Source organism: Bradyrhizobium sp. USDA3516, from assembly GCF_057651995.1.
In genome coordinates this window covers 357,260-379,053 of the sequence record NZ_JBYGYN010000002.1, presented here as the reverse complement: position 1 = coordinate 379,053, position 21,794 = coordinate 357,260, and the positions used below count along the sequence as shown (strand labels likewise).

The following is a 21,794-nucleotide window of genomic DNA, read 5'->3' as shown; positions in this document are numbered from 1 at the left end:
TGGTAAGGAATCTGGGACCGGCCACAGCGTGGCGGTTGCCCCGAATCCCGCATTTCAAGAACCCCGCCTTTATAGAGCAGATGCGCCGCGGCGGAAGCATGATCCGCATTGCAAATTCGAGGTGAATCCTGCGCAATCCCGGCGGTGGACGGGGACGGGCGAACCCCTTAAGCGGAACCAGGACCGCCAGGACGGCAGGGGAGGCACCTTCATGCTGGGCATTCACGAGATCGGGCTTTTCATCCTCTCGGGCGTGCTGCTCAACATCACGCCCGGGCCGGATTCGGTCTATGTGATCGGCCGCAGCATGCAGATGGGCTGGCGGGGCGGCGCCGCTGCCGCCTTGGGCATCAGTTGCGGCTGCTTCGTTCATGTCGCGGGCGCGGCGATCGGGCTTTCGGCTCTGCTGATGGCCTCGTCCACGGCCTTCTCGATCCTGAAGCTGGTCGGCGCGGCCTATCTCGTCGTCACCGGCCTCCAGATGCTGTGGTCGCGCCCGGCGCTGGCTGCAAGCATCGACCAGCCGGAGCGGAGTTCGCTGCGCCGGGTCTTCCTCCAGGGCGTCTTCACCAACGCACTCAATCCCAAGGTCGCGCTGTTCTTCCTGGCCTTCCTGCCGCAATTCGTCGCAGCCGATGCGCCGCACAAGCCGCTCGCCTTCCTGACCCTCGGCCTGATCTTCATCTTCACGGGGACGCTGTGGTGCCTGGTGCTCGCCGCGTTCGCCGCCAGGGCCGCGCACCGGCTGCGTCAGTCCGAGGGGGCGATTGCCTGGGTCAACCGCGCGCTCGGCGGCCTCTTCGTCTATCTCGGCATCCGTGTCGCCATGCTGGAGACGCGGTAGTTCCTTCTTGTGAATGAGAAGCGGTCCGATCGAGGCTGCGCTCGGGAGATTGCGATGATCCGTGGAAGCTGTCTGTGTGGCGCCGTGCGGTTCGAGATCGAGAAGGTGCGCGCGCTAACGCATTGCCATTGCGTCAATTGCCGCAAGCTCAGCGGCGCGGCCTTCGCCACCTACGCCCATGTCGATGCCGACAAGTTTCGCTTCGTGGTGGGCGAGGACATGACGGCATCTTACGAATCCTCGCCGGGCAGCATCCGCTACCGCTGCGGGACCTGCGGCTGCCCGACGCCGGGCAAGGCGAGCTATCTCCCGACCGTCAGCATTCCCGCCGGCCTGCTCGATGACGACCCGGAAGTGCGGCCTCGTCTGCACGTTTTCACCTCCTCGCGTGCGCCGTGGTGGACAATCCAGGACGATCTGCCCCAGCACGAAAAATGGGTGCCGGGGTTCGAGCCGAAATCGTAGGGGTCAGAAGAACTCCTTCGCCAGCGCGCTGCCGGCCAGATACAGGCCGAGCAGGATCATCGCGATCAGGAACCAGCGGCGAAACGCCTCCGCCGGCATCCGCGCCCGCACCGATTGGCCGATGAACATGCCGGCAAAGGCCATGGCGAGCCCCACCGCGCCCGGCACGACATTGGCGGGCGTGAGCAGTCCGACAGCGGTCAGGTTGAAGGCGAGGGCCAGCGTCGCGGTGGTGAAGAACACCCCGAGCGCCTGGACCAGCTCGTCCTTCTCCATGCCGATCGCCTGCATGAACGGCATCGACGGGATCACCTGCACGCCTGTCGAGGCCGAGATCACGCCGGTGATGATTCCGACCACGCCGCCGACCCATTTCTCGTTCTCGGGCGCGACGCGGAAGTGGAACTTGTTCAGGCCGATCACGGCATAGATGACGAGCAGGGCGCCGAGCACGATCGTGCCGTAGCGCGCATGTGGCCCGGTCAGCGCGCCGGCATTGAGCCAGCAGCCGACCACGGTGCCGATCATCAGCGGCCACAGCCGCCGCAGGATGTCGCGCAAGTGCGGGCCGACGAAGGTCTGCCAGATGTTGGTGACGATGGCGGGAACGATGACGATGGCAATGGCGCGGCTCGGCGCCATGCTGACCGCCAGCAGGCCCATCGACACCGTCGGCAAGCCGAGCCCGACCACGCCCTTGACGAATCCGGCGAGCAGGAACACGGCGGCGATGAGGATGAGCAGCGGGTCGATCATGTCTGCACATTGACCGATACCACGATCAGGCACAATCTGGAGGTTACGGAGGGAGCCTTCGGCAGCAACGAAGGCTGGAGCATGATCCGGAAAAGTGCGAAGCGGTTTTCCGACAAGATCATGCTCCAACAATAAAGAAGAGACATCGCATGCGCTTCGACCTGGTCGATCTCCAGCTCTTCATTGCTGTCGCCGACCAGCGCAGCATCACCCGCGGCGCGGAGCGGTCACATCTCGCCCTGGCCTCGGCCAGTGCGCGGATCAAGGGGCTCGAGGATGCGCTCGGCGTCGCGCTGCTCAAGCGCGGGCGCCGCGGCGTCGAGCTGACCGCGGCCGGCGAGAGCCTGCTCGATCATGCCAGGCTCGTGATCCATCAGATCGACGCCATGCGCGGCGATCTCGCCGGCTTTGCCAGCGGCGTGCGCGCCAGCGTGCATTTCCTCGCCAACACGTCGGGCCTGTCGGAGCATCTGCCGAAGGCGCTCGCCGGTTTCCTGCGCGAGCATCGCGACGTCGCCGTCGACATCGAGGAGCGCGAGAGCACGGATATCGCGGCGGCCATCACCGCGGGCGCCGCCGATCTCGGCTTCGCCGCCGAGCACGCGCTGCCCGAGCATATCGAGCGCTTTGTCTTCAGCGAGGATCGCCTGACGCTGGTGACGTCGAAGCGCGGCCCGTTCGCCGGCCGCCGCCAGATCGACTTTCAGGAGGCGGGAGCTTGCGACTTCGTCGGCCTCACCAGCGCCACCGCGCTCCAGATGCACATCTCGAAGCACGCCGCGCGGCTCGGCATGCGGCCGCATTTCCGAGCGCGCCTGCGCGACTTCGACGCGATCTGCCAGATGGTCGCCGCCGATGTCGGCGTGGCGCTGGTGCCCGAAGCCGCCGCCCGCCGCTGCGCCAAGACCATGCCGCTCGCCATGGTCCGCCTGCGCGATGCCTTCGCCAACCGCCGCCTCGTGATCTGCGCGCGCAGCTTCAAAGTCCTGCCGAAGCCGGCCAAGATGCTGGTGGAGCATTTGCGCGCAGAGGCGGCGTGAGGGGACGCCGCACCTGCCTCTTGGAGGGTTCACGCGCGGGCGCCGAGCGGTTCCTCTTGAGATTGCGTCGGCTTGAGCGGATTTCGGGAGCCGACGCGTCGAGGCGAAGAATCCGCGCGATGGCCACAATTGGCAGCATGAAGCGCGACACTTTTCTGGTTCAGGAATTGCCTCTGTCGCCGTTACGCTTTAAATGTCCTGCAACTCGCCTCGCCGAAAACGGGTGCCACCCGGCGCTCGCGAGAGCCGATGTGGATTGTAACCGACGGGACCCGCCTTACGGACTCGAGGGCTGCTCTCATTGGATCGAAAGACAAGTAATCCGGCCGTGAGCAAGCTTCCCGCGCGAGGGATGATGCCGCCCGCGCGAGCTGCGGCGAGCGACCGGATGGAAACGACGATGACCGACGACAAGAGCAAATTGCTGAGATCGCTGACGATCGATCGCAGCGCCGGCAAGGCGAAGCGATCGGGTAGCCGCTGGCTGCCAATCTCGGCAGCGATCGTCGCCTGTGTGGTCGCATTCGCCGCCTTTGCCGCTTTCGAATTTCGCAGGGGAGACTCACTGAAGGAGACCGCTTCCCATATCCCAGCGACTCCGCAACTTGACACGCCGCAGCCCGAACGAACGACCGCGAATTACAAGGCGGCGGGCAGCCTGGCGGCCTCCGGCTATGTGGTGGCGCGCCGCAAGGCAACCGTGGCCGCCGAGATCACCGGAAAGGTGGTCGAGGTCTTCATCGACGAAGGCATGACGGTGAACGAAGGTCAAATCGTCGCGCGCCTCGATAGCGTGCTTGCCGAAAGAGATTTTGAACTGGCCCGTTCGCGGGTCGAGACGGCAGATGCCGCGGTGGCCGCGATCTCGGCGGACTTGGAGGATGCGAACCGGATCATGTCGCGGGTGCAAACACTCTCGCAAAAGAATTTCGCCACCGAGGCCGATCTCACCAAGGCGCAGGCCCGGGTCGGCGTACTCAGCGCGCAATTGCGCCAGGCCAAGTCGCAGTTCGAGACCGCCAGAATCGATGCCAAACGCAGTGGCTCGGTGCTTGACAAGCATCAAATTCGTGCGCCATTCGCCGGCGTCGTCATCGACCGCAGCGCGCAGCCGGGCGAGATGATTTCTCCGATGTCGGTCGGCGGCTATACACGCACCGGTATCTGCACCATCGTCGACATGGATTCGATCGAAATCGAAGTCGACGTCAACGAGGCATTCATCGGCCGGGTCGTCCCCGGCGGCGCCGTGAGCGCGATTCTGGATGCGTATCCGGACTGGACAATTCCTGCCTCGGTGATCGCGATCGTGCCGACGGCGAACCGCGAAAAGGCCACGGTGAAGGTCCGCATCCGCTTCGACAAGAAAGACCCGCGCATTCTGCCCGACATGGCGGTCAAGGTGAATTTCCTCGCGGACGCCAAGAGCAAGGGCGCCGCGGAAGCGGCCGCGAACTAGCCACAAGCCGGATTCCTTGAGAGGGAGACAAGCGTGACTGCCGAGCATCCGATGATCCGCCTGACCGGCGTAGTCAAGCGTTTCACTAAGGGAAAGGAGACGATCTCGATCTTCGATCATCTCGACCTCGCGATTCCCCGCGGTGATTTCATTGCCGTCATGGGACCGTCCGGTTCGGGCAAGACCACGCTGCTCAACCTGTTAGGCGGCATCGACCGCGCAGACGCCGGCGAGATCGCGGTTGCCGACCAGCGCATCGATGGTCTTTCAGAGGGCGAGCTCGCCGCATGGCGCGCCGCCAATATCGGCTTCATCTTCCAGTTCTACAATCTGATGCCGATGCTGACCGCGGCGCAGAACGTGGAGCTGCCTCTGCTGCTCACCAGGTTGGGACGCAAAGAGCGCGCCGAGCGCGTTCACACCGCGCTTTCCGTGGTCGGCCTCGCCGACCGCACCAAGCACCGCCCTCGCGAAATGTCGGGCGGCCAGCAGCAGCGCGTGGCGATTGCGCGCGCCATTGTCTCCGACCCGAACCTCTTGTTGTGCGACGAACCAACCGGCGATCTTGACCGGCAGTCCGCCGACGAGATCCTTTCGATCCTGCAACTGCTCAATGCCGAACTCGGCAAGACCATCGTCATGGTCACGCACGATCCGGCCGCGGCAGGCTATGCCAAGCGTGTGCTGCATCTCGACAAGGGCCGTTTCGTCGAACGGGAGCTTGCCGCGTGAACGACTTCGACCTGGTCCGGAAAAACCTGTTCCGCCGCAAATTGCGCGCCAGCCTGATGATCGTGTCGATCCTAATCGCCTTCATGATCTTCGGCGTGCTCGCCGGATTCTACCGCGCCTTCACCCTCGGCGAGGACCGCGCCGCCGCGGACCGGATGATCACCGTCAACAAGATCAACTTCACGCAGCCGATGCCGATCGCCTACTTCAATCGCGTGCGCGCGGTGGAAGGGGTACGGCAGGTGACCTTCGCCAACTGGTTCGGCGGCTATTATCAGGACCCGAAGAACTTCATCATGTCGCTCGCGATCGAGCCGAACACCTATTTCGACGTCTATCGCAGTGAATTCGAGGTTCCGCCCGAACAGCTTCAGGCCTTCATGCGTGACCGCGGCAGCGCGGTGGTCGGCGAAAAACTGGCGCAGAAATGGGGCTGGAAGATCGGCGACCGCATTCCCATTCAGAGCAACATCTTCAGCCAGAAGAGCGGCGGCCACACCTGGGACCTCACGATTGCCGGCATCGTCAAGGGCAAGGTCGAGCACGTCGACACCAACTTCCTGCTGTTCCAATACTCCTATTTCGACGAGACCCGCAGTTTCGGCAAGGACACCATCGGCTGGATGATCCTTCAGACCACCTCGCCCGAAAACAACGATCGCGTGGCAAAAGCAATCGACGCGATGTTCGCCAATTCCACCGCCGAGACCTCGACCGATACCGAAAAGGCGTTCGGGCAGGCGTTCGTGGCGCAGTTCGGCAACATCGCGCTGATCGTGTTGCTGGTGGTTGGCGCCGCCTTCATCACCATCCTGATGATCGTCGGCAATACGATGGCGCTGTCGATCCGGGAGCGCACGCGCGAGATCGGCGTACTGAAGACACTCGGCTTTTCGGGTCCGCGCATCCTTGCGATGGTGCTGGGCGAGTCCGTGATGCTGGCGCTGCTGGGCGGCATTCCCGGACTGGCGATCGCAGCGTTGATCGCGATGGCGCTCCGCAACAGCCTCGTCAACGTCGCGCCCGCCTTTTCGGTTTCGCCGACCATCGCGTTGCAGGGATTGGCATTGATGATCGCGCTTGGACTGATCACCGGAATCATTCCGGCGCTCAGCGCCATGCGGCTCAATATTGCAACCGCGCTCGGACGGGGATAGGCATGCGTTCGCTTTGGCTTCAAGTCGCGGCGGTCACCGCCATCAATCTCAGGAGCATTGGACAGCGGCGCTGGCTCTCCCTATCGACCGTGATTGCGATCGCCCTGGTGGTGATCGTCCTCCTCGCCTTCCTGGCGATGGCCAACGGCTTCCAGCGCACCATCGCCAGCGCCGGCGCCGATGATATCGCCATCGTGCTGCGGGCCGGCTCGCAGGCCGAGATCAACAGCACGGTGAGCCGCGATCAGGTGCGGCTGATCGAGGACGGTCCAGGCATCGCACGCGGCAGCGATGGCAAGCCCCTGATCTCGCCGGAACTCTATCTCGTGGTCGACGGCATCAAGCGTTCGACCAAGACCAAGGCGAACCTGCCGCTGCGCGGAATCGGCGAACAGGGCAGCACGCTGCGCAAGGACATCACCATCACCTCAGGCCGCATGTTCAATCGCGGCAGCAATGAGGTGGTGGTAGGCAAGGCATTGCAGCGCCAATTCGAGGGATTTGACATCGGCTCTACCGTGTCGTTCGGCGCCACGCGCTGGAACGTCGTCGGCGTGTTCGACGCGGGCGGCAGCGTGTTCGAATCCGAGATCTGGGCTGATCTCAACGTGGTGCAGAGCCTGTTCAACCGCAACAACATCGTCCAGACCGTGCGCGCGCGCCTCACCGGGCCGGCCGCGCTCAACGAACTCAAGAGCTACAGCGACAACGATCCGCGGCTGAAGCTCGATGTCAAATCCGAAGCGGCCTATTTCGCCGAGCAGGCCTCGCAGACCTCCGACCTCATTCAGAAGCTCGGCTGGCCGCTAGCGATCGCGATGGCGCTGGGCGCGGTTGCCGGCGCGCTTAACACGATGTATTCGTCGGTCGCGGCCCGCGCGACAGAAATCGCAACGCTGCGCGCCATCGGCTTCGGCGGCTTCCCCGCCTTCGTCGGAACGCTCGCCGAGTCGCTTTTGCTCGCGGTTGTCGGCGGCCTGCTCGGCACTACCGTCACGTATCTGATTTTCGACGGCGTCACGGCCTCGACCCTCGGCGGAAACTTCACGCAGGTGGTGTTCGACTTCAAGCTCAGTCCCTGGCTGATCGTGGAGGGCGTCGCCCTTGCGTTGATCGTGGGTTTGATCGGTGGATTGTTTCCGGCGGTCCGGGCCGCTCGATTGCCGATCATCGAAGGCTTATATGCACGCTGAGCTGACTGCGGATTGCTTGTGGATGCGCGCCCATCGCCTCCTCGAGGTCGATCGGTGGCCGCTTCGGATCGATCTGGTCTCTCTCCGGAATTACCTGCCAGGGCTTGTCGGTCTGCCGGTGACTCGGCAGGTCGTTCTGCTGTCGCGGATCGTCGAGCGGCGTCTTCGGAGCGAGGCTCACTTTAATATCACGTGTCCAGGAGGCTCGCTCGCGCCTGCTATTGGTTGAGCAGCTTCAACGCTTCCTCGTGCACCCGCGCGTCACCGGCGGCGATGATGCGGCCGCCGCCCTGGGCCGGCTTGCCTTCCCAGGTGGTGACGACGCCGCCGGCGCCGGTCACGATCGGGATCAGCGCCGCGATGTCGTAGGGCTTCAGCTCGGTCTCGACCACGAGGTCGACGTGGCCGGCGGCCAGCATGCAATAGGAGTAGCAGTCGCCGCCATAGCGCGACAGCCGCGCGCCCCGCTCGATGCGGCCGAAGATGGCGCGGTCGCGCTCGTTCATCAGCAGGGGGCTCGTGGTGTAGGTGGTGGCCTCGGACAGCGAAGCGCAGCGGCGGACCTGGAGCCGGCGCTCGCCCGACGGCCCTTTGTAATCGGCCGAACCGTTATCGCCGGAAAAGCGCTCGCCGATGAACGGCTGGTGCATCATGCCGAACACCGGCGTGCCCTTGTGCAGCAGCGCGATCAGCGTGCCCCAGATCGGAAAGCCGCCGATGAAGGATTTGGTGCCGTCGATGGGGTCGAGCACCCAGACGTAATCGGCGTCCTCGCGCTCGTTGCCGAATTCCTCCCCGACGATGCCGTGCTGGGGGAAGTTGGCCTTGATCAGCCGCCGCATCACCGCCTCGGCGGCGCGGTCGGCCTCCGTGACGGGGTCGAAATCCTTGGTCTTGCTCTTGTCGTCGATCGACAGCGAGGTGCGGAAGAACGGCAGGATGGTTTCGCCGGAGGCGGTGGCGAGCCGACCGATGAAGGCGGAGAAGTCGATCACCGTCACAGGCGAAATCCTCGAAACGAAAGTTGGATGAGCTTGCTCCTGCCTAGCTCAATTCGCCTGCCGCGGGCAGCGCTGTCTTGCTGTTGCTCCCTGGTATTTTGGATGCCGCAGGCGCTGCCCCCATCCCAATCATCTGCTGGACAAATATCGATCACGGAGTTGAAAACTTAGTTCCGAGGTTGCCTTGTTCGTATGCAAATGACTATCAACCCATTGAATTTCCTTATCAAAGAAACTGAATCTGGGTTTCCATAGAAGCAACTGAGCCATGTGCGATTTGCATGGGAAACCGCGCAAAATCCCTTGCACTTTGTGCGTCGCGGTCGCATATTGTTGCGGTGCGGTAGCGCTTTGCGTTACCGCTGCCCTCCTTGGGCGTTTCCTCCCTAGACTTGGGCCGCTTGCGTCATTCGCGAGCGGCCCTTTTTTCTTGGCCCCGCCGATTTCATTTCAGGCGCGCAAGCTTGCGAAGCGAAAACGCACTCGCGCGCAAAGCCTCGTCGATTTGAAGGAGAAGCTGCGCCCTATTCGGCCGCGGCCTGGAACGGGCCGAGGTCGGCGAACGGAATCGTGGTCGCCAGCACGTCCGCGAGAACGCCGAAATCGGCGGCCACTTGCGCAAAGCGCGCGCTGCGCTCGCGCCGCCGCTCGTCCATGTAGATCGCGCGGTTGAGCTCGAGCTGCACGGCGTGCAGGCCGCTCGCGGGATTGCCGTAATGCTCGGTGATGAAGCCGCCGGCATAGGGCTTGTTGCGGCCGATCGAATAGCCGAGCCCGCTCATGGTCTCCTCGACGCGATCGGGCAGTAGCGGCGTGCAGCTGGTGCCGTAGCGATCGCCGATCACGACGTCGGGCCGGCGCGGCTCGTCCCTGCTGACGCCGACCGACGGCATCGAGTGGCAATCGACCAGCACCACCGTGCCGAACATCTGGTGCACCTTGTTGATCAGCCGGCGCAGCGCGCGATGGTAGGGCTTGTACAGCGTCTCGATCCGCCCCAGCGCATCCTCGACCAGGAGGCGGTCGCGGTAGATCTCCTGGCCGTCGCCGACCACGCGCGGAATGGTGCCGAGGCCGCCGGCGACCCGCATCGAGCGGGTGTTGGCGAAGCTCGGCAGCCGGCCGGTGAACATGCGCGGGTCGAGCTCATAGGGCTCGCGGTTGACGTCGACATAGGAGCGGGGAAAGTTGACCCGCACCGTCGGAAAGCCGCGCGCGCTCAGATGGCCGATCAGCTCGTCCATGAACGAGTCTTCCGACCGTCGCAGCGTGGGCAGGTCGATCCGCGACGCCGCCAGGAATTCCTCAGGATAGGTCGAGCCCGAATGCGGCGAGTTGAAAATGACGGGCGCGCGCCATTCGGCAGGCTCGAAGATCTCGAAGGCTGGCGACATGTCGCCGTCAAAGCGGGTCATCTTCTCAGGCTTCGTCCCTTCGTGCCGCAAGGATTCGGACAACATCCGGACAAGCTCCGGGTCCAATGATTCGGCCGATCACCCGGCTCTTATGTGTCGTCATTGTCCGGAATCGCAACCATTCTGCCAAGCGAAAAGATGTGATGGCCCCTTGGAACACGTCTTAACCGTGCGAGCAGCGGGATGGGGACGCGCCGGTCCGGCTCGATTGATCTGGAGTTCGTTCCGGTCCACAAAGAGCCGGCAGCGGGGCCGGCGCAGGGTTAAGATTTTCACCCCAAATTTACCCTCTGTCGGGCTTAGTGACCTCTGCTGATATCTTCTGGGGATTCGACGTTTCCTGCCATGCCAAAGATCCTGCTCGCCGAAGACGACAACGACATGCGCCGTTTCCTGGTCAAGGCGCTGGAAAACGCCGGTTTTCAGGTCTCGTCCCACGACAACGGCATGGCCGCCTATCAGCGGCTGCGGGAAGAGCCGTTCGAGATGCTGCTGACCGACATCGTCATGCCGGAAATGGACGGCATCGAGCTCGCCCGCCGGGCCTCGGAACTCGACCCCGACATCAAGATCATGTTCATCACCGGCTTTGCTGCGGTCGCCCTGAACTCGGATTCGGATGCCCCCAAGAACGCCAAGGTGCTGTCCAAGCCGGTTCACTTGCGCGAATTGGTCAGCGAAGTGAACAAGATGCTGGCGGCCTGATTCGCCCCCCTTCCGTCCTTGCGCCGGCTCCCCTGAGCCGTTATAGGGACCCCACCCGACACAAGTGGACTTTTAGGGCACGTAGCTCAGCGGGAGAGCACTACCTTGACATGGTAGGGGTCACAGGTTCGATCCCTGTCGTGCCCACCATCCTTCGCTCGCGAAGCGAGTGAAGGATGCCGCGCCGTAGCCCGCCGGGCGCAGGCGGGCTGTTGCCGCGAGCTACGGCTCGGCAAGCCACCATCTCGATGCGAAGCGTGTCCGGCGTAGCTCGAAGGGCGAAGACGGACTGGTGCGGCATCGCCCGTTCGGCTCTGCCGCCCCGCCCAATCTCACGGTCCCGGGGTCACAAGCGCCGAGATGATCGTGCCGTCGCGGTCCAGCATGATCTGCCAGTGCGATGCGCCGCCCTGATGCCAGACGGAATAGACGTCCTGCCCTTGCGGCCCCACGCCGAGGAATTCGATCGATTCGATCGGGCCCAGCTCGGCAAGGCCTGGTTGCAAGAGCGGCAATTGCTTGCGGGTGGCGTCGGCCAGCTCCGCACTCATCTGTGCATAGTCAGGTTTGCCGGCGGCGACGCCCGCGATGAGGCGGCGAAGCGCGGCCTCTGTCCCCGGATTGGCGGAGCGGCTCTTCATGCGATCTTCAATCGCACGCTGCAGCTCCTGCGCCGCGCCCTGGTCGATGCGTTGCATGGTGTGGGCGTTGCCATGCTGGTTCAGCACCACGGCGGTCGGAACGCCGTTCGCGCCGAGCATGAAGCGAAGCCTCGCCCCGATCTCCCTCGCCACGAACTCCGTTTCGCTCACGGCATGACATCGGGCCGCGGCCTGTCCGCTCAGTCGCGCCGAAAGCTGGTCGTCGCCGCGGCTGACGGTGAACACGGCGTTGTGGAATTGATACGTGCCGGCGTAGCGGTCCAGCACATCGGGCGAAAGCTGGATCACCTGCTCTTCGATACCGTCAGTCACGCTCCTGTCCTGGCCGCGGCCCGCGGATCGGATTTTGGCTGCCAGCACATTCCAGTCGGGCAAGCCCAGGATCTTCGCGATGAGCTCCAGGCTCTCACTGACCTTGAGCGAGACGGATCGGGTGCTGAGGGCGTCGCGGAGCGACTGCGCCATGGCCTTGGCGTCGCGGAAATCGCGCATACTCTGTTCCTTTGCATTGTGAACGGAGAATGTCAGGGCTTGCGTTACTGACCCGTTCGCGTGAGCAAAGGAAGCGGGCGGCGGTCCGATACACTTCACCATACCCCGAAGGGCGCAAGCGGCCGGCGGTATCAACCTTCCAAAATTCTGCTTGAGAGCGTCGTGCTTGTCAACCGACGTCGCTGGCGCCGGGACAAGGATCACGCATCACTCTTCCGTTGATGCTGCAGCAGCAAGTCCTTCAGCCCGGTCGGATAGAGCCTCGTCCCGCCGTCCACGTCGAGATCGGCAAGGTCGAACCAGCGTGCGACGATTCGCTCTCCGTTGTCCTCGCGGAAGTCGATGCGCTCCTGGCCGGCGAAGGCGCCATCCGGAAACGCGACCTCCGCGATGAACATCACCTCGTGCCCGGTCGATCCCTCGTGCACAAAGATGTTCTCCATCACCAATGGCTCACCAATGATGCTGACGTCGATGCCGAGCTCTTCGTTGAATTCCCGCACCAAGGCCGCGCGCCAGCTCTCGCCGAACTCGATCTCGCCGCCGAGCGGGCGCCCCCCCTTGATCCGTCCCGCGTCGTCGCGCACCTCAGCCGCCAGCAGCCGCCCGCTGCGCCAGTGCAGGCCGATCGCGACGACGCGGATATGGGGGTGAGGGCGCCATGTGGTCATGGTGGATGTTATAGTCCGCGCCGTCTTCGGCATGCAAAAGCGTCGCAGCCTTGCTCCGCGACTCCCCGCCTGCCATTGTCCGTCATCCAGTGGATGTAACGATAGGCAGGTTATCGAGATGAGCGGCGTCAACAAGCCCGGCGGCAATTACCTGCCGGTCATCATCCATGGTGGAATTGCCTATGTCAGCGGTCAGCTGCCCCGTCGCGGCGAGGACCTGCTGGTTGCGGGCAAGGTCGGCGCTGGCGTCGATCTCGCGGCCGCGCAGGAGGCTGCCGGCCTCTGCGCCGATCTCTGCATTGCGGCCGTCAACCACGCAACGGGCGGCGAGGACAAAATCGTCCAGGTCCTGCAAGTCGTGGGATATGTCGCCTCGGCGCCTGGATTTACCCAGCAGTCGCAGGTCATGAACGGTGCCTCCGACCGGCTGATCGAACGCCTCGGCGATCGCGGCCGTCACACGCGGACGTCCGTCGGCGTCGCCGAGCTGCCACGGGGAGCGCCGGTCGAGCTGAGCATGATTGCCGCCGTTCGGCCGTAGGCTCGTCGATTCCTGATCGACGCGGCGACAGGCGGCCTCATGTCACGAGATATTTGGCGACCGCCGCCTCGTCCCACGCAATCCCGTTGCCCGGCTCCTCGCTCGGCAGCGCAAAGCCGTCCTTGATCTGCAGCCGGCTCGCCAGCACCGCATCGGCCCAGTCGACATATTCCAGCCAATGCGCGGTCGGCGTCACGCAGAGCAGATGCGCGCTGACTTCCGAGAACAGGTGCGATGACATCTCGATGCCGGCAGCATGGGCGAGCGAAGCGGCGCGGAGCCAGCCGGTGACGCCGCCGATGCGCTGCACGTCAGGCATCACGTAATCGCAAGCCTCCGCCGAGAGCGCGGCCTGCATGGAAAACGCGCTGTCGAAATTCTCGCCGATCTGGACCGGCGTGCGCAGCGCATCGGCAATGCGGGCGCACCCGGCATGATCGTCGTGGCGGATCGGCTCCTCGATCCAGGCAAGGCCCTCGTCGTCGAGCATCTCGCCGCGGCGGATCGCTTCGGTGACCGTCAGGGCCTGGTTGTAGTCGCACATCAGCGTGACCTCGTCGCCGACGGCCTTGCGCACCGCGCGCACGACGGCGAGATCCTCGCGCGCATCGGGGCGGCCGACGCGGATCTTTGCGGCGTGAAACCCCTCGGCCAGCAGCTTGTGCGCCTCATCAACGGCGGCGCCCGCCGGCATGATGCCGAGGCCCTTTGAATTGTAGGCCTTGACCGGCTTCAGCGTGCCGCCGAGCAGACGGGCCAGCGGCAGGCCGCGCGTGCGCGCCAGCGCGTCCCATGCCGCCATGTCGATGCCGGATTGCGCCAGCCGCTGCAGGCCGGCGAGGCCCAGCAGCGTGAAGCGCTGGCTCAGCTTGCGCTCGATCTCGAACGGCAGCAGCTCGTCGCCGGCGACGAGGTCCGACATTTCCGTGACCATCGCCGTCAGCGGCTTCAGGGCCGATGGCGTGAGCGAGAACAGATAGGAATGGCCCACTGCGCCCTGATCAGTCTCGCAGTCGATCAGCACCAGCGGCGCATTGGCGACCGCCCCGGTCGCGGTCTGGAGCGGCAGGCTCATCGGCACGATCACGGGGCGTGCGACAAAGCGCTTGATGCGGATGGTCTCGGTCATGGCTCTCTCCCGGCGGCGCGGATGCAGGTCGCGCCGATCTTAAGCATCCGTGATCAAACGAAAAGGCTGCTCTGCCGACCCACCATAAAATGGGGTTGCGCCGGCCGGCAATTCTTGGCTCTGTGCCGCCGCATGCTTTGCCGCGGATTCCAAAAGGGTTTGCGGCAAAATCGCACACAACGGAGCCATGACGTGAAACAAGAGATCTCCGAAGAACAGCGCAAAAGCGGCGTCCTCACGGGTGCCGCGATCGTCTTCCTCCTGCTCGCTTTGCCGGTCGCGGTGTGGCTGGACCTCACCGAGCTCAGCAAGACGGCGCTGCGGCGCCAGGCGATCGATCTCAACTCGGTGATCACGAGCGTGCGCAGCTACTACGCCTCCAACGTGGTCGGGCGCGTGCTCGCCAACCCCACCGGCAGCACCAGGGTCGTACACAATTACGAATCAGTTCCCGGCGCGATCCCGATCCCCGCAACGCTGTCGCTGGAGCTCGGCCGCGTGATCGGCGCTCAGCAGGAGAACATCACCTACCGCTTCGTCTCGGACTTCCCGTTCCAGAACCGCGCCGCGCATCAGCTCGACAAGTTCGAGAAGGACGCGCTGGAGGCGCTGCGCCGGGATCCCGAGCAGAAGATCGTGGAGACCGAGACCTCGCTGTTCAACGACAAGGTTCGTCTCGTTGCCCCCGTCACGATGGGCCCGGCCTGCGTCAGCTGCCACAACAGCCACCCCGAGAGCCCGAAGAAGGACTGGAAGGTAGGGGATGTCCGCGGCATCCAGGAGGTGATCATCGCCCAGCCGATCGCCGCCAACATCTTCTCGTTCAAGTTCCTGCTGGCCTATTTCCTGATCGCCGCCGGCAGCGGATTGTCGTTCCTCTCGCTGCAGCGCCGCCAGGCGCGCCGCATCAGGAACATGAACAAGGAGCTCGAATCCGCCAACGACTTCCTGGCCTCGCTGTCGATGAAGATCTCGCGCTACATCCCGCCGCAGGTCTACAAGAGCATCTTCTCGGGCCAGAAGGACGTCACCATCCACACCGAGCGCAAGAAGCTCACCATCTTCTTCTCCGACATCCAGAATTTCACGGCGACCGCGGAGCGGCTGCAGCCGGAGCAGCTGACCCAGCTCCTCAACGAATATTTCACCGAGATGTCGGCGATCGCCCACGACTATGGCGGCACCATCGACAAGTTCATCGGCGACGCCATGCTGATCTTCTTCGGCGACCCCGAGACCAAGGGCGACCGCGCCGATGCGCAGGCCTGCCTGCAGATGGCCTGGCGCATGCAGCAGCGCCTTGCCGAGCTCAATGCGAAATGGCGCGCCTCCGGCATCGAGCAGCCGTTCCGCTCGCGCATGGGCATCAATTCGGGCTATTGCAATGTCGGCAATTTCGGCAGCGCGGACCGCATGGATTACACCATCATCGGTGCGGAGGCGAACCTCGCCGCGCGCCTGCAATCGATCGCCGAGCCCGGCGGCATCGTCTTGAGCTACGAGACCTTCGCCCTCGTCAGCGACATCGTCCGTGCCCACGCGCTGCCGGCGATCACGATGAAGGGGATCAGCCGCGAGGTCATTCCCTATTCGGTGGATGCACTGAACGACACTGCCGCGGAGAACAGCGGCATCATCACCGAGCGCGCCCCGGGTCTCGAGCTCTATCTCGACCCCGCCGTGGTGAAATCAGGCGACGCCGCGCGCGTCCGCTCGCTGCTGGAGAACGCGCTGGCCTCGCTGAAGCCGGCGTGAGGGTTTTCTGACCCTCCCCTGGAGGGGGAGGGTCGATCGCGCGCAGCGCGAGCGGGGTGGGGTGATCTCTCAACACGGGCAGAGCATGTATGGAGAGACCGTCACCCCACCCCGTCTCACATTTCGCTGCGCTCAATGCGAGCCGACCCTCCCCCTCCAGGGAGGGTAAGAGTCACCTCACCTTGCCGCGCCTTCCGTGAACGCCGTCTCGATCACGTCCCCAAACGGCTGCCACGACCGCCCGTCGAACTGCACCAGCCGCATCTGCCTGATCGGCAGATAGCGATTGGGCGAGGTGTTCATCCTGATGTTGGGCAATGCGACCGAAGGCTGATAGTCCGTGAGCGAGGCCGCCTGGCGCATGATGTTGTCGCGCGAAAAATCGTCGCCGCATTGCTTCAGCACCTGGGTCAGCGCCTCGGCCGCGGCGTAGCCATAGACGGCTGCACTGTTGTTGGTGCTTTCGACCCGATGGTATTTGTCCATGAAGGCGAACCAGTCCTTCATGCCGGGATCGTTCTTCCAGGCGGGATCGCTCGGATCCTTCAAGAAGGCCGACGAAATCACGCCGGCAGAGTTCTCCAGCCCCGCCGGGGCCATCGCATTGGCGATCGAGGCGGAGGCATCGTTGACGATGAAGACCGGGCGCCAATTCAGGGACGCTGCCAGCTTGATCACCTTGGATGCGGTCGAGGGCACGCCGAGGAAGACGAAGATATCGGCGCCGGCGCGCTTGAGGATCGAGACGTGCCCGTCGAGATGCTCGTCGGCCAGATCGAAGGCGATGTCGACGAGGACGTGACGGTTGAGATCGCCGAGGCCTTCCTGAATTCCCTTGTAGAGCATGCGCCCGAACTGGTCGTTCTGCCAGAGCACGACGATTTTCTTCCTGGGGTAATAGGCTTGGATGTAGTTGGCGTAGATGCGCCCCTCCGACCGGAACGACGGCTGCCAGCCCATGGTCCAGGGAAACGCGCTCGGCTGGCTCAGCTCCTCGTCGCCGGAGGCGACGAACAGCTGCGGGATCTTCTTCTCGTTCAGGTACCAGCGCGTGGCGAGATTGCCGGGCGTGCCGAACGAGCCGAACATCAGGTGCACGCCGTCCTTCTCGACCAGCTTGCGCGTCAGTTCCAGCGCTGTCGCCGGATCGGAATTGTCGTCGCGGGTGATGAAGCGGATCTTGCGGCCGTTGATGCCGCCGCGCGCGTTGACCATGTCGAAATAGGCCGCTTCCGCCTGGCCGATCGCGCCGAATTCCGACAGCGGTCCCGAATACGGCATGACATTGCCGATGCGGATTTCCTGGTCGCTTGCAGGTTGATCCGCGTGCTGCTGCTGCGACATCGCGCCGAGCGATGCGACGGCAATCACGGAAACGAACAGCATCCTGCCGATGACGCGCATGTTCGACGCCTTGTGGTTGGCCCCCAACGAGGTCGGCTCAATCCCCACCAAGGCTGCTTGATCTAGATCAAGTGTTTGGCAAAGCTGTGGCTCGATGGCGCGCGTCGACGCGGAGGAGCCGGCGGTGCGAAGCGGCAGGCTCACTGACGTGCCGGTATGGCGTTCGCGCGTGGCGCCGCTCCGGTCGGTTCAACGACCTAGTCCGTCGGGGGGATTGGACTTTCGGAGTTCGATCGACGGCGCGGCGGACTTACGCACTCGCCATCACTGTTTTGCTCTGACATGACCGTCGCCGTTGGCCAGAAAATCGAATGATCTTCGGGGTCGGCGATAATCCGGAGGCGATCGTCGCATAGAAGTCCTTCGGGGCCATCAACTCGACGTCGCAGGGGAGCACATCTTCATTGAAAGCCGCTTCGCTCAAGCGCAGGGCGTTGGCCACGCCGTGATCATCCGGAAGGCTGAGCTGGAAACGTCGCTTGGCTTGACCGAATCGGCCGGCTTCCTTGAGAGGAGACATGATCGAGAGTTCCGTGATTGCAAGCGGGCTATGTTGCCGTCCAGCCGCCATCCATCGCGAGGTTGGCGCCCGTGATCTGAGCGGCGTCGTCGCTGCACAGGAATAGCGCGAGCGCAGCGACCTGCTCCACGGTGACGAACTCCTTGGTCGGCTGCGCGGCGAGCAGGACGTCGTTGATGACTTCATCCCTCCGCATGCGCCGGGCCGCCATCGTGTTCGGGATCTGCTTTTCCACGAGCGGCGTCCAGACGTAGCCGGGGCTGATGCAATTGCAGGTGATCTTCGAACGCGCGAGCTCCAGCGCCACCGTCTTGGTGAGGCCCGCGATGCCGTGCTTGGCGGCGACATAGGCCGACTTGAAGGGCGAGGCGACCAGGGAATGCGCCGAGGCCGTGGTGATGATGCGGCCCCAGCCGCGCTTCTTCATGCCTGGTACCGCCGCGCGGATGGCACGGAAGGCGGCGGACAGATTGATGGCGATGATCGCATCCCACGTCTCGGTGGGAAAGTCTTCGATCGGCGCGACATGCTGGATCCCGGCATTGTTGACCAGGACGTCGACGCTGCCGAAGCTCACCTCGGCGAGGGCGATGAGCCCGGCGATCTCACTCGGCTTCATCATGTCCGCAGGCGAGTAGATCGCCTTGACGGCGAAGTCGCGTGCGATCGCGGCGCGCGCCGCCTCGACGTCTGCGGGCGCTCCCATGCCGTTGATCACGACGTTCGCGCCCGCGCTGGCGAACGCCCGCGCGCAGGCGAGGCCGATGCCGCTGGTAGAGCCCGTGACGACAGCCGTCTTACCTTTCAGAATTCCCATCTCGTACAATTCCTCGTAAAACGCGAACCATGGACCCCTGCGCTGCCGCTCGCGACGCGCTCAATATTAGAAGACCAGAGCCTTCTCACCGGCGCGAATTGAGCCGCGGGCCGGCTGTTGCAGATAATCATGCACAACCGCCCCGAGACCGAGCGTGAGGTCGGCGCGGATGTGGATGGCTGAGACGATCTCCAGAACCGGCAGCTCGGCAACCGGCGCCAAGGCGTGTGGTGTGAGGGCCAAGGCCGCCGGTCCGGTCCAGGCCCCCTTCAACACGATGTCCTCGAGATGGTACCGAACGAGCTCGCAGATGCGCGGGCTGCCGTCGACGTGCGGGATGATCTTGAGCAGGAAGTTCGGTTCGTTGAGTGCAGCCATGACCTTCGCCAGATCGGCCTCGCGGTGCTTGTAGCCCATCGTCCCCGTGGCGACCCGCACGGGGCCGTAATCCAGCGTACCGATCAGCGTGTCGATCTCGGTCTGCAAGGTCGGTTGCGCAAGCTTCTTCGGAAAGCCCCAGAGCTCGCGTCCGCCTGCGATAGGTCCTTCGTCGTTGAGGAACATGCAATGGGTGTAACCGCCCTTGCGTCCGCGGAACGAGACGGGAACGACCTGGCCGCTTTCGGTGTAATCGCCAAAGCCGTTGGAATCGGGCATGCGGATGAATTCGTATTTGACGAGCGCTTCTCGCTCGTCGACCTCGAGCGGCTCCGGAACGACGGCCCTTAGCTTGGCCGGATCGGTGCGATAGGTGATGATCAGGTATTCGCGGTCGACGAACCGGTACGGCCCGGGCGGATAGGCCGGGTTGGTCAGCGGCATGGCGAAGGCCCGTTGCTTCACGTCAGTCTCGCGCATTTGCGTTCTCTCCAGGCGATGAGATCGGGCCTATTCGCGGCCGTCATGTTCGAGATCGAAGGTGAAGACCCCGTCGGGGCTCGAAGGGCGCGCGAGCACCTCGGGATGGCGCAGCGTGCGCAGGGCGTCGTGGTAGCCGGCGCGCCAATGCTCCTGCATGGATAGCCGCGAGAACTCGTAGTCTTTGGAGTGTCCCTCGTGGTTGCGCGCGCGATAGATGAGATGGACGATGTTGTAGACGTTGCGGGAGACCGCCGTGCTGAGCAGCTTCACGTCCTCGTGCTGGCTGAGATCGTCGGGCAGCCGGCCGAGCAGATCCGTGAGCGCGCGCCGCAGGCGCTGCACATGCTTGAACTGGTTGGTGCTGGCGCGCGTACGACTCGAATACTGGATTTCCTTGTGCCGTGTGATCACTTCGGCCATGTTGGCGGGAAGTTGGCCGCGCGCGCTCCAGAGGTCGACCTGAAACGCCAGGATGTCCTGCGGGGCATCCGATTCGATCACCCATTGCAGCGGGGTGTTGGAAACGAGACCGCCGTCCCAATAATGCTCGCCCTCGATCTCCACCGCCGGAAAGCCCGGCGGCAGGGCGCCGCTCGCCATGATGTGCTCGGGCTGGATGGTGTGGGTCGTATTGTCGAAATAGACGAAATTACCGGTTCTGACGTTGACCGCACCGGCGCTGAAGCGCGTCGGTCCGCTGTTGAGCCGGTCGAAATCGACCAGCCGCTCCAGCGTGGTCTTGAGCGCGCGCGTGTCATAGATGCTGGTCGCATCGCTGGCGCCACCTGGCTGCAGCCAGGGCAGAACGGGACGGGCTGAGAAGAATCCGGTCGCGCCACACGTGGCCGCCAGACCGGCGCTCATCTGGTTGATGAGGTTGCGCGTGCCGTCGCTCTTCGTCCAATCGCCGAAAGGCGACCAATCCCAGGGTGCCGTCGAGGTGACCTGAGTCCAGAATTCGCGCAGCCGATCGACCCGCGACTCCGGCGGGTTGCCGGCGATGATCGCGGCATTGATCGCGCCGATCGAGATGCCGGCGACCCAATCGGGGTGAATGCTGGCTTCGGCGAGGGCTTCGTAGACGCCCGCCTGGTAGGCGCCGAGCGCACCGCCTCCTTGGAGGAGCAGGGCGATGCAGTCGAAGGGAAGCTGCCGCTGTGCGGGTGAGAGCTGCGGTCGAGGCTGGAAGTTCATGCTGGTTGGGCTCTTTGAATGGTGATAGCTATGGCTTGTTAGTGGCGGCTCGATTCCTGCTTTGCGACTTTGGGCGGCTCGAGCATCACTTCTTTCAAATGGTCGCCGCTGGCGACCACGATCACGAAATTGAGCTTGCCGTCCTGACGCATCAGTCCACCGGCCAACGCGCTGCCGCTTGTCGCTCTCTCGGCGATCTGCACGGCATCCGACAATTCCTGCTTGATCCATCTGAGGGTCAGGATGTTGGCGAGGTCTTCCCGGTCGAGCTCCTTCAGCGAGAACGTCAGCTCCTTTCCGGTGATTCCGCCGGTATTGGCGTCAATGGCGTTTTCCCACACGTGTTCATTCCTGATGGTGCGAACGCGGTAGAGGGGCGAGCCCGCCGATTCGAAGCTGATGTCGGCCGTCTTCGAGCCGCTATGCAATTGTTCCGCGATCGCCATGGCGCGGCTGAGGGTGATGCGTGTGGTGCGGAATTCCGAGAGGACGCGGCGGATGGCGGCCTCCTCGGTATCGCTTTGCGAAGTCGTACCTTGGCTGTCGACCCCGGAGAAATTGCGGACGTCCGCGGCGGCGGCGCCGGCGGCGAGCGTGGCGGACCACACGATCAGTGCAAACAAATGTTGTTTCGACATCGGATCAATCCCGGTCTGGTCGGTCAATCATTCGCCGCCGGCGAGTGCGCGACGACGATCTCCTTGTCGGAGGGCCCCGGCAGCGACTGATTGGTATCGATCACGATGCGCTCCGGTAGCTTCACGTCGGAGTGGATGCGGATGGGGGGCCGTGCAGGATCCGGCTCGGCGGGATGAGCCGGCAGTTGCGGCGGCAACACCCAGCTCGCCAGCAGAAGCAGGCAGACCAGCGCGCCACCCACCGACAGGAAATAGCCGCGCAAGGGCAGGGCGGACTCGGTCGGCGGGCTCGCACGCATGAACATTGCGGATCGTCGGCTCACGGTAGGTCGCTCCCGACGGG

24 protein-coding genes and 1 tRNA gene are annotated in these 21,794 nt (G+C 64.1%); 11 read left to right on the top strand and 14 right to left on the bottom strand.

The window, feature by feature from the left end:
* Positions 1–211 precede the first annotated feature (211 nt).
* A complete protein-coding gene (locus AC24YW_RS07700) occupies positions 212–844 on the top strand; it encodes a LysE family translocator (protein WP_487482159.1) in 633 nt (210 codons plus the stop codon).
* A gap of 54 nt (positions 845–898) precedes the next feature.
* Positions 899–1,309: a GFA family protein gene (locus AC24YW_RS07695; RefSeq protein ID WP_487482158.1), complete on the top strand. Its 411-nt coding sequence runs from the start codon at positions 899–901 to the stop codon at positions 1,307–1,309.
* A gap of 3 nt (positions 1,310–1,312) precedes the next feature.
* Here AC24YW_RS07695 and AC24YW_RS07690 read toward each other — a convergent pair whose 3' ends face one another.
* Positions 1,313–2,065, bottom strand: a complete 753-nt coding sequence (locus AC24YW_RS07690; protein ID WP_487482157.1) for a sulfite exporter TauE/SafE family protein — start codon at positions 2,063–2,065, stop codon at positions 1,313–1,315.
* 149 nt (positions 2,066–2,214) lie between these two features.
* On the opposite strand from AC24YW_RS07690, the gene AC24YW_RS07685 reads away from it, so the two are divergent.
* The 5 genes from AC24YW_RS07685 (at position 2,215) to AC24YW_RS07665 (ending at position 7,646) form a co-directional block, all read left to right on the top strand.
* Positions 2,215–3,105, top strand: a complete 891-nt coding sequence (locus tag AC24YW_RS07685; protein WP_487482156.1) for a LysR substrate-binding domain-containing protein — start codon at positions 2,215–2,217, stop codon at positions 3,103–3,105.
* A gap of 400 nt (positions 3,106–3,505) precedes the next feature.
* A complete protein-coding gene (locus AC24YW_RS07680) occupies positions 3,506–4,564 on the top strand; it encodes an efflux RND transporter periplasmic adaptor subunit (protein ID WP_487482155.1) in 1,059 nt (352 codons plus the stop codon).
* A 51-nt stretch (positions 4,565–4,615) separates the two neighbouring features.
* Positions 4,616–5,296, top strand: a complete 681-nt coding sequence (locus tag AC24YW_RS07675) for an ABC transporter ATP-binding protein (RefSeq protein ID WP_487482588.1) — start codon at positions 4,616–4,618, stop codon at positions 5,294–5,296.
* Positions 5,293–6,453, top strand: a complete 1,161-nt coding sequence (locus tag AC24YW_RS07670) for an ABC transporter permease (RefSeq protein ID WP_487482154.1) — start codon at positions 5,293–5,295, stop codon at positions 6,451–6,453. Before AC24YW_RS07675 ends, AC24YW_RS07670 begins: the two co-directional genes overlap by 4 nt.
* A gap of 2 nt (positions 6,454–6,455) precedes the next feature.
* Positions 6,456–7,646 carry an ABC transporter permease gene (locus AC24YW_RS07665; protein ID WP_487482153.1) on the top strand — a complete coding sequence of 397 codons (1,191 nt, stop codon included), beginning with the start codon at positions 6,456–6,458 and terminating at the stop codon, positions 7,644–7,646.
* Here AC24YW_RS07665 and AC24YW_RS07660 read toward each other — a convergent pair.
* The 3 genes from AC24YW_RS07660 to AC24YW_RS07650 all read right to left on the bottom strand — a co-directional run bounded on the left by AC24YW_RS07660 (position 7,621) and on the right by AC24YW_RS07650 (position 10,062).
* Positions 7,621–7,827: a hypothetical protein gene (locus AC24YW_RS07660; protein WP_487482152.1), complete on the bottom strand. Its 207-nt coding sequence runs from the start codon at positions 7,825–7,827 to the stop codon at positions 7,621–7,623. The two genes, AC24YW_RS07665 and AC24YW_RS07660, sit on opposite strands and share 26 nt — an antisense overlap.
* 37 nt (positions 7,828–7,864) lie before the next feature.
* Positions 7,865–8,647 carry a histidinol-phosphatase gene (gene hisN / locus AC24YW_RS07655; RefSeq protein WP_487482151.1) on the bottom strand — a complete coding sequence of 261 codons (783 nt, stop codon included), beginning with the start codon at positions 8,645–8,647 and terminating at the stop codon, positions 7,865–7,867.
* A 524-nt stretch (positions 8,648–9,171) separates the two neighbouring features.
* Complete coding sequence (locus tag AC24YW_RS07650) at positions 9,172–10,062, bottom strand: N-formylglutamate amidohydrolase (protein ID WP_487482150.1); 891 nt, start codon at positions 10,060–10,062, stop codon at positions 9,172–9,174.
* Positions 10,063–10,407: 345 nt separating this feature from the next.
* Between AC24YW_RS07650 and cpdR the strand changes: the two genes are divergently transcribed.
* Entirely contained in the window at positions 10,408–10,767 is a 360-nt protein-coding gene (gene cpdR / locus AC24YW_RS07645) for a cell cycle two-component system response regulator CpdR (RefSeq protein WP_007597092.1), read from the top strand.
* 75 nt (positions 10,768–10,842) lie between these two features.
* Positions 10,843–10,917 (top strand) — tRNA-Val (locus tag AC24YW_RS07640).
* A gap of 182 nt (positions 10,918–11,099) precedes the next feature.
* On the opposite strand, the gene AC24YW_RS07635 is transcribed toward AC24YW_RS07640, so the two are convergent.
* A complete protein-coding gene (locus AC24YW_RS07635) occupies positions 11,100–11,921 on the bottom strand; it encodes a glyoxalase superfamily protein (protein ID WP_487482149.1) in 822 nt (273 codons plus the stop codon).
* A gap of 200 nt (positions 11,922–12,121) precedes the next feature.
* On the bottom strand, positions 12,122–12,592 hold the full coding sequence (locus tag AC24YW_RS07630; protein WP_487482587.1) for an NUDIX hydrolase: 471 nt from the start codon (positions 12,590–12,592) through the stop codon (positions 12,122–12,124).
* A gap of 118 nt (positions 12,593–12,710) precedes the next feature.
* On the opposite strand from AC24YW_RS07630, the gene AC24YW_RS07625 reads away from it, so the two are divergent.
* Positions 12,711–13,133, top strand: a complete 423-nt coding sequence (locus tag AC24YW_RS07625) for a RidA family protein (RefSeq protein ID WP_487482148.1) — start codon at positions 12,711–12,713, stop codon at positions 13,131–13,133.
* Between the two features lie 37 nt (positions 13,134–13,170).
* On the opposite strand, the gene AC24YW_RS07620 is transcribed toward AC24YW_RS07625, so the two are convergent.
* Entirely contained in the window at positions 13,171–14,262 is a 1,092-nt protein-coding gene (locus AC24YW_RS07620; RefSeq protein WP_487482147.1) for an enolase C-terminal domain-like protein, read from the bottom strand.
* 192 nt (positions 14,263–14,454) lie between these two features.
* Between AC24YW_RS07620 and AC24YW_RS07615 the strand changes: the two genes are divergently transcribed.
* Positions 14,455–16,017 carry an adenylate/guanylate cyclase domain-containing protein gene (locus AC24YW_RS07615; protein WP_487482146.1) on the top strand — a complete coding sequence of 521 codons (1,563 nt, stop codon included), beginning with the start codon at positions 14,455–14,457 and terminating at the stop codon, positions 16,015–16,017.
* A gap of 177 nt (positions 16,018–16,194) precedes the next feature.
* Here the strand turns inward: AC24YW_RS07615 and AC24YW_RS07610 are convergent, their stop codons facing one another.
* The 7 genes from AC24YW_RS07610 to AC24YW_RS07580 form a co-directional block, all read right to left on the bottom strand.
* Positions 16,195–17,421 carry an ABC transporter substrate-binding protein gene (locus AC24YW_RS07610; protein ID WP_487482145.1) on the bottom strand — a complete coding sequence of 409 codons (1,227 nt, stop codon included), beginning with the start codon at positions 17,419–17,421 and terminating at the stop codon, positions 16,195–16,197.
* 250 nt (positions 17,422–17,671) lie between these two features.
* On the bottom strand, positions 17,672–17,941 hold the full coding sequence (locus tag AC24YW_RS07605) for a hypothetical protein (protein ID WP_487482144.1): 270 nt from the start codon (positions 17,939–17,941) through the stop codon (positions 17,672–17,674).
* A 28-nt stretch (positions 17,942–17,969) separates the two neighbouring features.
* Positions 17,970–18,758 (bottom strand): 3-hydroxybutyrate dehydrogenase, encoded by a 789-nt coding sequence (locus AC24YW_RS07600; RefSeq protein ID WP_487482143.1) that lies wholly within the window; start codon positions 18,756–18,758, stop codon positions 17,970–17,972.
* 66 nt (positions 18,759–18,824) lie between these two features.
* Entirely contained in the window at positions 18,825–19,616 is a 792-nt protein-coding gene (locus AC24YW_RS07595) for an acetoacetate decarboxylase (protein WP_487482142.1), read from the bottom strand.
* A 30-nt stretch (positions 19,617–19,646) separates the two neighbouring features.
* Entirely contained in the window at positions 19,647–20,813 is a 1,167-nt protein-coding gene (locus AC24YW_RS07590) for a DUF3734 domain-containing protein (protein WP_487482141.1), read from the bottom strand.
* 38 nt (positions 20,814–20,851) lie between these two features.
* A complete protein-coding gene (locus AC24YW_RS07585) occupies positions 20,852–21,451 on the bottom strand; it encodes a PepSY domain-containing protein (protein WP_487482140.1) in 600 nt (199 codons plus the stop codon).
* 23 nt (positions 21,452–21,474) lie between these two features.
* A complete protein-coding gene (locus AC24YW_RS07580; RefSeq protein ID WP_487482139.1) occupies positions 21,475–21,774 on the bottom strand; it encodes a hypothetical protein in 300 nt (99 codons plus the stop codon).
* Between the last annotated feature and the right edge of the window lie 20 nt (positions 21,775–21,794).